The organism is Gleimia hominis (assembly GCF_002871945.2).
GTDB lineage: Bacteria > Actinomycetota > Actinomycetes > Actinomycetales > Actinomycetaceae > Gleimia > Gleimia hominis_A.
This window is the reverse complement of record NZ_CP126963.1, coordinates 1399709-1413093: the sequence shown is the minus strand read 5'-3', so window position 1 is coordinate 1413093 and position 13385 is coordinate 1399709. Positions and strand designations below refer to the sequence as shown.

The window sequence follows — 13385 nt, the reverse complement described above, 5'->3', positions numbered from 1 at the left end:
TGCGCGGCATTACTCGTGAACACCTCCTATGTGCACCCCACCGTTAACCTCACACGCGTTAACCGCAGGTGTTTACCGCACCGACAAGCTGCCATCCACTCCCTCAGAAAGCTTCACTTTACGGCCAAGCGACTGCCCACCCCCTCAAAAAATGTAAGGATGAAAACCCCATGAGAATCACGTCACCAGCAGGAACGATCCACGTGGACGCCCCCGCACCGGGCGGGCAAGAAACTGCCGGCGGGGATTTAAATAGCGGGCACCTAATTAAGGGAACCCACGTGAAGGTCACCCACAACTGGGGTGCGCTTGAGTATTACCGGCACGGGTGGAACTCTTGGACGCCCACGCGCTGGTGGTCGCTCGAGCGGGATCCGTGGCGGATCTGGGATAACCCGCTGCGTAGTTTAACTGCAGAAGATGTGGTGAACGATTCAACTACTAAGCACTGCTCCTCGATGGTGACCGCGGTTGTTTCCGAGCAGGGGGAAGTGCTGCTAGTTGGGGCGCTAAGCGGTTCCACCCCGGTGCTGACGCTTACGCCAAATACGATCGAAGCAACGTGTATAGATGCAGGTAGCGCGCACGCGAATGGTGGCGCCTGGTTCGTAACCACGGGGGCGGAGCAGGAAGTGTTCGCCCGCTATGCAAAAGCCCTTGCGCAATACCGCCAACTACCAGAACGCGAGCAAGCAGTGGATGTGCTCGGTGCGGTGTGGTCTTCGTGGTACTCGTGGTTTGAAGAGGTTTCCGAACAGATCATCACCAGTGAGATTCCTGCAGCGAAAAAACTGGGCTACGGCGTGGTACAAATTGACGACGGCTGGGAACGCAAAGTGGGGGACTGGCGGGCGAACCAGAAGTTCCCGCGTGGCATGAAACCTGTGGTGGACGATATTCACCAGGCGGGTTTAAAGGCGGGGCTGTGGGTGTCACCGTTTATTGCTCTGCCGGGCACCCCCACGGTAGAGGCTTATCCGGAACTGTTTTTGCATAACGAAGATGGCTCGCTTACCCCCTCCGGGTTTAACTGGGGGCAAGAATACTACGCGCTGGACTTTTCGAAACCGCAGGCACACGACTGGTTGGCGGAAACCATGAGTGAAATCGCGGGGTGGGGTTTCGACATGTTCAAACTCGACTTTTTGTACGCAGCAGCAGTGCAGGCGCAGCGGCAGCATGGTATGGACCGGGAGGTTGCCTACCGCGCGGGCTTAGAGACGATGCGTGAAGCGGTCGGGAACGACGTGTACTTGCTCGGTTCCGGTGCGGTAGTGAATGCGTCGCTGGGTGTGTTGGATGGTATGCGGGTGGGGCCGGATACGGCGCCGTATTGGGATAATACGGAACGCAAGCGGGATCCGTCGGGCCCGGCGGTGGTGAATGCGCTTCGCAATTCGCTTTCGCGCACCTGGTTGAAAACGTTGGCGGATTGCGACCCGGACGTGGCGTATTTTCGTACGCGGGGTTCATTGTTGTCGCCTGAGGTAAATGCTTTAACCGCGCAAGCGGGGTTGGTGTGTGGATTTGCGCAGTGTTCAGACCCGCGGGAGTGGCTCAGCGAGGAGGAAGCCGCGCTCGTGCAGCGTTGGATTAAGGAGTTCAACAATCATCCGCACGTTGAACAGGTAAGCCGCTACACCTACCGTGTTGACGGGCAAGAAGTGAACTTTGACGAGTACTTGAACCCAACCTCACGCATCTCAGACCGGCTCTTGGTGAAGTGAGAGCCGTTTTGACGCAATAGGGACTGCGCTTGGTGGAACGGTAGCGGCTTTGTAATGACTGGGCTACGTTCGCACGCCGTTAAAGTCCTGCCTTTGACTTGTGGAATGTGAAAAGATTTATGGTGGCAGTTAGTTACCGGCTGCAACCATGTAGGCCAGTTTGTGGCTAGTGGAAATGTGGGTGCGGTCTGTTAGCTGTCGCGTTGGTGGAGTTGTAAGAGAGGAACGTGGAGGCAGATCGTGTCCGTAACTTTCATTCCGCACTGGAGCGATCCGCAGGGGGCGCGGCAGGCAACCGAACTGTTTGAACAGACTTTCACCCCTTTTAGTGGGGTGGTGGGGATCGCGCCGGGCCGGGTGAACCTCATTGGTGAGCACACGGATTACAATGACGGCTTGTGCCTACCGATAGCACTTCCGCACGCGACGTTTGTGGCGTTCCAATGGCGGGACGACGATGTGGTCCGTTTAGTTTCTAAGGGCGCGAGCCTGTGGGAAGGCCGCATTAGTGACATTAAACCCGGAATGGAATCTTCTTGGGTTAACTATGCGGGTGGCCCGGCGTGGGCACTGGGGGTTACCCGGGGTTTTGACGCTGCGGTCGCGTCTTGTGTTCCACTTGGAGCCGGGTTGTCGTCTTCAGCTGCGATCGAATGCGCGATGGCTATCGCGATGGAAGTTCCGCCTACTGCTGATCCCAGTTCAGTTAGGAAAGATTATATTAATGAGGAGGCGCGCACCCGCATTGTGAATGCCTGTATTCGCGCGGAAAATGAGGTGGCGGGCGCACCCACTGGTGGGTTAGATCAGACGGCGTCCGTGTTCACGCAGGCGGGGCAGGCGTTGAAGATTGATTTCCACGCGGGTACCCACGAGCTGGTGGAAGCAGATTTCCGCGCGCACGGGCTGGAACTGTTGGTGATGGACACGCGGGCGTCGCATTCCTTAACTGATGGGCAGTATGGGCAGCGCCGCGCCCAGTGTGAACAGGCCCGCGACCTGCTGGGGCTACGTTCATTGCGGCAGGCGAAACTTGAAGACCTCCAGCGGCTACCAGAAGAACTGCAGCCCAGGGTTCGGCATGTAATAACGGAGAACCATAGGGTGGAAGCCACTGTTGAGGCCTTGGCGAACCAAGATTACGCGCAGGTGGGGGAGCTTTTTGCGGCCTCCCACGAATCTTTGCGCGATGACTATGAGGTTTCTTGCGTGGAGCTGGACTGCGTGGTTGAATCCGCTGTGCAAGCGGGTGCGCTCGCGGCCAGGATGACCGGTGGTGGGTTCGGTGGGTCTGCGATTGCCCTGGTTCCTCAAGAAAATAGTGAGCAGATTGCCGCGCACGTGCAAGAAGAAAGTGTGCGAAGAGGGTATGCCGAGCCGCAGTTTTTAGAAGCATACGCGGGTGCGGGAGCGCGGATTTTTACTCACGCGTAGAATTTGGATTTGAACGAGGGAGAGACGCAAATGGCACACACGGACAATCACCAAACCAACACTCAACTAAGAAGCCAGGCTTATACTCAACTGCATAACGAAACGCGCGCGCATTCGGATACTGAAGCGCAGCCGCGCAACCAAGCTGACGCGCAATTGGGTGAGCAGCTAAACGCTGAGCAGGCGAAGGCGCTGGAACTGAACTTGAAAAAGCTGCGTGCAGATGGGGCGTCGCGCACGGCAATGCGCGTGTTTGAACGCTATTTCCATCAGGTTGCGGCAGGGGCTACGGGGCTGATCCCGGAGTCTACAATAACGCCAATCACGGACGTGGAGCGGATTGAGAACACGCAGGTGGATCCCGATGATGCGCGTGAGGCACTGGGCCGCACAGTGTTTTTGAAGCTCAACGGTGGGTTGGGTACGTCGATGGGGTTAGATAAGGCGAAGTCCCTGCTGCCGGTGCGCAACGGCGAGTCGTTTTTAGACATCATGACCCGTCAGATTCTTCAGGTGCGCGAACGCACTGGGGTGGATGTGCCTTTGTTGTTCATGAACTCGTTCCGCACCCGGGCCGACACGCTGAACGCGTTAGATTCGAAATTGCGCACCGACCTGCCGCTTGACGTGTTGCAGAACCGGGAGCCGAAAATCCTGGTGGATTCACTCGAGCCAGTGAGTTGGGATAAGAACCCGGAGTTGGAATGGTGCCCGCCCGGCCACGGGGATATTTACACGACGCTGTATGACGGGGACGTGCTCACCCAGTTGTTGGATGCTGGGTACCGGTATTTAAACACGTCGAACTCGGACAATCTGGGGGCGTACCCGTCGGCGTCGATTGCTGGGTGGTTTGCGGCTTCGGGCGCGGACTACGCCCCGGAGGTGTGCGAGCGCACGCTTGCCGATTTGAAGGGTGGGCATTTGGCGCGTCGCAACAGCGATCGCCGCGTGATTTTACGTGATACAGCGCAGACCCCGCAGGAGGACATGCATCACTTTACGGACCTGCATCGCCACCCGTTCTTTCACACGAATAACTTGTGGTTCAACATCGAGTCACTGCGCGATTTGCTACGTGAAACCGAGGGCGTGGTGGATCTGCCGCTGATCCGCAACGAGAAGAATGTGGATCCGACAGATGGTTCGTCGCCGCGCGTGATTCAGATGGAGTGCGCGATGGGGGCGATTGTTGAGAAGTTCGCTCACGCCACCCCGATTTGCGTGCCCCGCGGCCGCTTCTTACCGGTTAAGACCACGAATGATTTGTTGACTGTGCGTTCGGACGCGTACGAATACACCGATGAGGCTCGGCTCGTGTTGCGTACCGACGCCGCCCCAGTGGTGTCTTTGGATTCTAAGTACTACAAGTTCATTCAAGATTTTGAGGCCCGCTTCCAAACCTTGCCGTCTCTGGCAGGGTGCGAGTCGTTCACTGTTGAGGGGCCGTGGACATTCACTGGCAACATTGCGTTTGAGGGCCGCGTTGAGCTACGTGGGGGTGGCACCGTGTGCGGGGCGTAAAACCGGTTCTTTTCCCAACCCAATTACGGCCACGCGCTAGGACTAAGGTCCCATAATAGGCATTGCCAATCATTAAATACGCAAGCACGTAAAAAATAATTAGATTAACATTTTATTAAAATTGTAGGCGTTACCTGCATTTATTCATGGTTCAACGGTAAGTCCATGATACGAAATAACAGTCGAATTATTTTTCCATTAGAAGTACTGTCTAACAGTAACGGTGGTTAAGTGTGGTCTGAGGTGGTTCATCTTGTTGCGTCGAATCGGTGGTAAACGATCCGGTTTGCTGCGCCTTATCTCTTTATTGAGTGTGTGTGCACTGGTGTTACCACTATTTGCTCAAGGTTTTATCGATTCGGCATTCGCAGCGGATGGGAGCCAGAATCCGGACCACGACCGCATTCCTCCGCGTAAAACCAATACGCAACCGGTGGTGGGAAGTAAAGATGACCCGTGGCCAACGGACTACACCCGGCCAGATGATAGTACCCACGATGTGGAGCTAAAAAACAACCGCGTTGCCCTCATCTTTGACTTCCACGGTATGTACACTTGGGAAACTTTGGGTGGGTACCTACCGAAGCTGTCTGGCACGTGCCCAAGCGCGTTCTTGAACACGAGCCCAACGGGATGTAGGCCGAACCGCGACCAGGTGGCAACGATTAAGCAAATCATTGCGCGCCTACGTGGCCTCCCGATGTCACTTGGGGTTTACACATCCGATTCCACCACAACACCTGCGCGCCCCTACGCAATAGGTAACCCACCGAACCTCCCTTCTACTTCTATTGAGACACAAGCGGGCTACCAAAAAGTCATGAGTATGCTCGATAGGATCGACGCCACCGGCGGCACGGGGAAAGGCCTTACCAACGGCAACACTTCGCAACTCGACTTCGCACTGCGCCAGGTAGTTAAAGACAATGCGCGCGCCAAATATACGGACATCGTTATCTTCAGCCCAGGGATTAACCTTCAGAGTCAATATACCTCTGACAATGACGGCAAACTTAGCACAATTCAGCAAGCTGACAAGCTCCGCCGCGCAGGTGTGAATATCCACGTCATGGCGATGGGGCAAACCTACTCTGACAAGCCACAGTTGTGTCGAATCGCGCTCGGCCCAAACGCTGAGAATGAAGTCGATACCTGTGCGAAACTGATGGGTCGCGAGGACCTGAAGAATATAAACGACCGTACGTATGTAAAGATCTACGGTTCTCAAAATGAACGCCGCGACAGCATTGCCAGTGTGTACCACGACTGGAAAGACTTCAGTAACGCATTTAGTAACATGTTCCTTAGCCCGCCGGATAAATCCCCTAATGACGTGCGCAATGGCCTGTTCGCGGATGCGGTTACGGAGCTACTGGATCGCAGCCGGGTGTTGTCAATAACTAATGACATGGTGGATGAAAACTTCCGGTATGTGCGCCCCAACGTGGGAGTACAGACGAAGATTACGTTCAACCAAGCGGGGGTCAGTGTAAACGAAACGAAAACTTCAGGTACAGACGGTATCAGCGAATCTGACATTAATAACCGCCAGGTCACAGAAATGCGACCCCAAGCGCAGGCAGACAAGGTGTTAACGCGATTCAACGGACACAATGCACGTTGCTTTGGGTACGTGAACTCCAAATACTGGGAAACTGAGAAGTCCGAGAACTTCTACCCCGACAATATTAACGACGCAAAAGGAAACCCAATCGGTGCGAAACTGACTGCGCGCCAACAAACTGCTTACACACACATTAAGTGCAACTTCTACTATCGCGATACACAGCCAACAGAAATCACCAAGTTCGTGCAAGTGAACCCGCCTATTCAGATCGCGAACGAAGTGAAAAACATGACCATTAACTACGAATGGTCGTGCGTAGACCCGCTCGGGGTCGACACGAAAAAAATAATCGCGCAAGGTGACGCCAACCGCCTGGTTGAATCAGCGGTAACCACGTGGGAAGGCGACATCCCAATCGGGAACTACCGTGAATCCCAGGGGCAAACCGCGCCTCAAGATCCCATGAAGCTACCGGTTGGTGCTAAATGCACGATAAAAGAAACCGCGCGCTACTCTAATAAGGTTAAACAAGAGATTATTCAACGCGCAATCAACCACACGCAAAGTTGGAAACCAGACGGTAACAACACGAAGTTTGAAAACACCACGCCCGCTGACAGCTACGGTGGGTCCATCGCAGATGGGTTAACCACCTCAACCACCGCCACGGTGCTCTACCAGTTCACGGACGTGAATGACCCTCTCGATGAGGATGTTGCAACAACATTCCAGTCGAACTCTTCGCTCAGCGGTAAACAGGTGACAATCGATGTCTCTATGGGATACGCGGGGATGAACCTGCTTCCCTCAGGGCAGGTCGCGCCTAAACAAATCCCCATGTACTACGAGTGCCGGTACATGGCGGACAAAGACAAGCCGCCAGAGCTGGACATTTCATCAACAGCCCCCGGTAACCCGTTCTTCGTTGGCCGGGGTGTAGTAATGGTGAACACCGACGGCACCCCCACCAAACTACCGAGCAAAGATGGAGAAGCATGGCCGGTGGGAACAAACTGCGTATTTACCCCCGATATCCCTCAGGAGCAAGGATACGGACAGTACCACGACCAAATGTGGACGCCCGAAGGTTTCAAATTTGATAACAAATGGGAAGCTGATATGTGTTTGAACACCACGGGTGAGCAGGGCGTGAAGTATGCATCCTGCAACTCCAACTTCTTCTGGGCTTCCAGTGAGGGAGCGAAGCACATTCACCTGCAGCAGGTACTCAAGCGTGGGGAAGGTGACCTGCAGATAACTAAGGTAGTGGACGGCGACGCGCAAAGCACTTTAATTGGGCAGGCTTTCGAAATGAACCTGCAGTGCGTAGACGAAAACGGCAAGTCACTGCCGATAGACGATGGTAAGTTCGATGGCAAAATTAACTTGCGTCCCGGTGGACACGAGATCATCAAGAACGTGCCAACGCATGCACGCTGCACCCTTACGCAAGATCAGCAAGGCTGGGAATCCACACTGAAAAACGTGGATATAAACCCCACGCCGTCGCAGGAGTTCACGCTCACGTCTGCCACGGACACCAAAGAGGTCACGTCTACCACTACTGCGAACTACAAACGCGGTACCCTTACGCTGAGCCACAAGACACTGCTAGAAGACGGAACTGGCGTTAGTGCTGCTGAAGCTCAAGGAGTGCAGAAAACCTCAACTATCACCTGCACGGACCCGAACGGGGAGCAAAGCACAGTTACCCGCGAATACACAGGCGATGGCCCCCAGAACCTCGACGGCGATTACCCGGCAGGTACGGTGTGTGACATCTCAACCAAAGTGACTGGGGACCTACCGGAAAACACGCAGGTGTCCACTAACTCGCCCCGGATCCAGATTGCGCCCGGTGGCAACACCGTGAACGTCACCAGCACGTTCCGCCCCACCACGGCGGGGGAAGTGGCCATACAGGTTACGCGTACCACGCCCGCGGGCTTGGAACCTGGCTTGGTGAAACTGTTGCCCACTAGCATGAACTTGAAAGTTACTTGCGGTGACGTTATCCAAACGGCCGCAGTAAAATCTGGTGACACTGCAATCTTCGCAGATGACACGGCACTGCTTTCAAACTCGCAGTGCACGGCGCAGCTAACGGGTGCGGACGGTAAAACTCTGGTGCCTGCACCGTTTAAAGCGACGCTCAACGTGTCGGATGAGGGAGCGACTGCGCAAAGTGAGGACGTCAACGCGCGAACCTTCACATTCACCTCACCGGCGGAGGATGCGACCAAGAAACTGGACGCGACTATTGCGTATGAGATTCCAGAAGCACCCGTGTCGTTGCAGGCCAACAGCTCTTTGAGTGTTGACAAGAGCGAGCTGGGGGAAGATGCGGACGCGGCGCTGGCGAACTGGAAAGATGCGTTCTTCGCAGGCCCGTATGCCAGTGCGAAGCTGATTCCATCAGCGGTGTGTACGTTCGGTGAAGGCGAGAATAAAGTTGAGCGACGTTTCAACGCGCAAGTGTCACGAATAGGTGAGGGCTCACGCGCGTCGCGTGACCTGCCGGTTGGGTGGGACTGCACCTTAACTTTGGACAACAAGCGCATGACGCGAATCCCCGGTTCCGACTTCAAGGGCGGTGCGTTAACACTAGACGGAACCTCGGTGGATGTTGCTGAAAATGACGGCACTACGACGATGAGTTTTACAGTTACCGAAGATCCGCAAGAACTTGATCTGGCGTTGAACTACCAGATGCAAACCGCTAGCTTTAACCTCAAAAAGAAGGTTGGTGGCGACGGGGTCGCTGTGATTTCGAAATATCGACCGTTCAAAGTGAGTTACACGTGCTCTTTGAACGGCCAGCCGATTGACGTGCCTGCACCGTGGAAAATCGATACGTCCGGAGCTCGCCCGACAGCCATTGCGCAACGCGGCGCTTTTGCGGCTACGCAGTCGGTGATGACCTACCGGTTCCAACAGGGGGAATGGGCACAAGTTAAAGGCTTGCCCGCCGGGGCAGAATGCAGTGTACAAGAACACGCGGACATTAGCAGTAAAGACGGGGGCGTAGCCGAAGACGCGGCTTCTTGGGCATCGCGGTGGGAAGTGATGAATGACTTCCGGGGCCGCACGGACCTGAAGAACTCGTGTGCAAGAGCGGGCGACCGCGAGTGCCGTCCTGGTGGCGAGCAGATTAACTACGGTGTTTACGTAACGCTGCCGGTTGATCAGCCAGCTAAACCTTCGAACGGTGAGGAAACGGAGAAGGAAAACCCAGCTCAGCCTAAAGAACTATCAGAGAACTTCTTCGGCACCGTGGTCGCGTGGAATACGTACACGTATATGAAGTCCAAAGTAGAACTGGATTTGAAGACGTCTGGAAATGGCACCGCACTTTCAGATGGCACGGAGTACACGTACACCCTGTATTGCAAACCTGTGCAGTTGGAGATTCCGGACGACTTGCCTGCCGATGAGAAGAAAGAGTTCGAGGAAATTAATGAGGCAAACGCGGCAGCTATTTTGCGTGAACCGATTACGTTGCGTGACACTGATAAGGACCGTAACGGTAAGTACAAGATTGAAGTGCCTGCGAACTACCGGTGCATTTTGACCCAGCAGGCGTTCAATGAAGGCGACGCGAAAGTTGTGACGAGCATTGACACAGGTAACGCGGACGTCACCAAGCTCGATGCCGATAAACCGTTCGAAGAGCAGGATGCGTGGAAAAAACTGTTCAGCCTCACTCGGGACTACTTGAAGGACCCGGATCTGCAGTTGGCCACTAACCCGGCGGAGAACGCGGCGTGGGTGTTCCAGATTGATCCGAAACGGGTTGAGGAGAATAAGAACCTCATCAAGTTGAATGTGGATGTGAACTACGACCGGCCGCAGGCTGGGGAAATCACGCTGAAGCACCACCTGGATACTAATATCTTGGCGGGTAACACGATTGAAGATGGTGCTATAAACATTGGGAACAAGTTGGACATTGGTAGCTTCAATGTGAAGTACCGGTGTGAGGACTTGTATGCGACGGATTCTAATTCGAAACCGCTCGTGTACCAGGGTGAGGCGGAACTGGCTAAAGATGGGACCGCTAAAGTGCCTGAGAGCGCAGATTTACCAGCGGGTGTAAAGTGCGAGTTCGACTTTAGGGACAAAGGGAAGTCGCCGATTGCTGACTACCCGAGCATCGGTGCTTACGGATTCGTGTCAGTGGATAACCGCGTGGATGGCAAGTCGGATGCTAAGGACTACCCCCCGGTTGTGGAAGACAAAAATATCGTGATGACGGTTTCCGATGTTAAGCCCGTGCCTGGTGATGGTACAGAGGCGAACGGGACCACGGTGACGTTCACTACCGCCTACCTTTTGGGGGCGCGGTCTGTGCGGTGGGGATTGTACCCGCAGGGAGATCGGGCGAAGGACATTTTCGGTGAAAATGCGCAGGATGGCTCGGCGGCGGTCCCTTGGGATTACACGTGTGAGGCGTCTGCTTTGCCGGAAGACTTGTTCAAGACTTTGGGTTACGAACAGGTTGATGGTAGGTGGGTGAAGTCTGGTACGCAGAGTGTGAAACCGGGAGGTACCGGGGAGATTGCGGTTCCGTTTGGTTCGAAGTGCGCGGTTAAGCGCGGTGACGTGCCGGACGCGGTTCAGTCTGAGTTGAAGAAACAGGGGCTGGCGGACGCGTGGTCGGTGCTGTATCCGACACAAAATGAGGTCGCGTCGACTGTGAACAATAAGGACCCGAAGTTTGAAAGTACGGAACGTCCGGCTTTGGATTTGAAGAACGGGTTCGTGTTAGATACTGAAGATAAGGCGTTTGCCGCGGTTTTGGTGACTGTTTATAAGGACAAGGGCGAGATTCACGTGCAGCGTGTGATTGCCACTGATGGGGATGCGGACCGCCCGTTCCGTGATAGTGATGCGACGGGTGGTGAGAAGGTCGCTGATGGCGCGCAGGTGTTCAAGATCTATCCGGCGATTATGGGTGGTGACGCGCCTGTGGCTAATCGCGAAGCGGGTTCTACTTTGGAGAGTTCGAGTTCGCGGCCTGACCGGGATAATCCGGTTCCGGTTGAGTGGATTACTAATGATGCGGGTGAGTGGCGGTTTAAGGCTGATGTGAAGCCTGGGCAGTCGTATTTCCTTGAGGAAGTGCGTGCTGGTGCGGGTGAGTTGATGCCGCAGTTGTGGCGGTTTGACGTGGTGGCTGTGAATGAGCCGAATACGGATGCTGGTTCGTTTGGTGAGGATTACGTGGTGAAACTCGCTGAGTACACGGAGCATGCGGGTTTGGTGAAGGTTCAGAATCCGACGTCTGACGGTCAGGTGGATGTTCCGACTATTAGCGTGGCCACTTTGAAGTCTGGGGCTATGCCGTTCACGGGTGGGTTCCTCCCGTGGGTTATTGCGGCTGGTTTGGGCTTGTTGGCGGCCAGTGGCTATGTGGTGTACCGGCGACGGAAGGAGCTGGAGTAGGGCACTAACAGAGGTTTCCCACACCCCACGGGGTGGGTTAGTCCTCACACTGTGGGGATCATAAAGGTAAAGAAATATAGCAACCCAAGAGAGATCACGAGAAATCGAGGATAGGTAAATGTTTACGAAAACTAGAAAGTTGGTGCGCTCCGCAGTAGCAGCGGTTGGCGTACTAGCGTTAACCGCGATGGGCGTGACAGCCGCCCAAGCAGACACACAGATTGACCCGGATCACAAAGGCTCAATCACAGTTCACGCACTGAACCTTAAGGAAGGCGCGGATCCTATTGATCCTACCGGTGCTGAAGTTACGGATCTACCGGAGTCCACGCCCGTCAAAGGTGCAGTCTTCTCACTGCAGAAGTCCACTCTGAACCGCTTGGACAACGCAGACTTCGCTAAAGCGCAACAGCTAACGCCGCTTAGCTTCGGCGACACCGATGCTTCATTTGGCACTAACGGCACCATGACCTCCGCACCTACAGGGGACAATGGGCAGGTCAAGTTCGATAATCTGGAGCCAGGCATCTACCTGCTGAAGCAAACGGTAACTCCCAAGGGAACCACCGGTATTGCTCCGGCAGTTGTTGCTATCCCAATGACCGATCCTTCGAGCGGTGGCACGAATTACCTTTACGACGTGCACGTATACCCGAAGAGCAAGACTCTAGACAACATTTCGAAAACCAATATTACTGACGAGAACACGCCGGTAGTACAAGGGTCGAAGATGCAGTTCCGCGTCGATACCCCCATCCCATCGTTGGCTCAAGCAGCCGAGGGAACGGAAGCTGAGAAATTTACAAAGTTCGAGGTTGTAGATACTCCTTCCGATGCACTGCAGACTGATGGAGATAACGGCAAGGTCCTCAAAGTTCAGGTTGTTTCTGCAAAGGACGCTGAAGCTGGAAATGATGCGATTACGCTAGATGACGCTGATTACACCTTTACTCACGCAGAGGCCACAAATGCGACTGTTGCTCTCACAGAAACTGGTCTTGCGAAGGTGCAGAACGCTCAGGGTAAGTTCCTCCGTGTCGAGTTTGAGATGACCGTTGTGGGCGATCCTGCAAATGGGATTAACAACACTGCGACGGCAAACATTGAGACGGACCGTGGAAACACCTTCACCCCGACTACACCGGATGATCCGGACAACCCGGTCGTGAAGGCTCAGGACATTACGATTAACAAGACCGGTCAGGATCAGAAGCCCCTTGCTGGAGCGAAGTTCTCAATCTACAAATGCGATGCTGACGGTAAAGCGACTGGCGATCCAATCGCTCCTAAGACCGGTGGAGACACCGTTTGGACCACGGACGATGCTGGTAAGGCAGTGATCGGCAAGGTGATCACTGGTTCGAAGGTTTGTATTGTTGAAACTCAGGCTCCTGAGGGTTACGAGAAGCTAGCTTCTCCGGTTGTGCACACGGTAGATATGGACGCGGCGAAGAACACGGTTAACATCGAAAACGTTTCGTCTGATTCGATCCGTCAGCACTTGCCTCTCACTGGTGGTGCAGGTATCGCCCTGTTCCTCCTGATTGGTGCTGGACTGCTTGGTGGTGCGTACTACTACGCACGTAAGCAGCGCGAGCAGGCGTAAGTAGGTACAGGCTGGCCCACCTCCTCAGGTAACAAAAACTGAGGGGAGTGGGACCCGGCTGAACACCTCCTCGATTAAGTGT

General features: G+C 54.8%; 5 protein-coding genes. All 5 read left to right on the top strand.

Annotation, left to right across the window (positions count from 1 at the left end):
* Positions 1-170 precede the first annotated feature (170 nt).
* The 5 genes from CJ187_RS06200 to CJ187_RS06180 all read left to right on the top strand — a co-directional run bounded on the left by CJ187_RS06200 (position 171) and on the right by CJ187_RS06180 (position 13303).
* Positions 171-1727, top strand: coding sequence for a glycoside hydrolase family 36 protein (locus tag CJ187_RS06200; RefSeq protein WP_102216756.1), 1557 nt, complete (start codon positions 171-173; stop codon positions 1725-1727).
* A gap of 240 nt (positions 1728-1967) precedes the next feature.
* Entirely contained in the window at positions 1968-3161 is a 1194-nt protein-coding gene (galK, locus tag CJ187_RS06195) for a galactokinase (RefSeq protein WP_233187372.1), read from the top strand.
* Between the two features lie 243 nt (positions 3162-3404).
* Entirely contained in the window at positions 3405-4685 is a 1281-nt protein-coding gene (locus tag CJ187_RS06190; protein ID WP_102217056.1) for a UTP--glucose-1-phosphate uridylyltransferase, read from the top strand.
* Between the two features lie 253 nt (positions 4686-4938).
* On the top strand, positions 4939-11697 hold the full coding sequence (locus tag CJ187_RS06185) for a DUF5979 domain-containing protein (protein WP_146003101.1): 6759 nt from the start codon (positions 4939-4941) through the stop codon (positions 11695-11697).
* Positions 11698-11815: 118 nt separating this feature from the next.
* Positions 11816-13303, top strand: coding sequence for a SpaH/EbpB family LPXTG-anchored major pilin (locus tag CJ187_RS06180; RefSeq protein ID WP_102216753.1), 1488 nt, complete (start codon positions 11816-11818; stop codon positions 13301-13303).
* Positions 13304-13385: the final 82 nt, after the last annotated feature.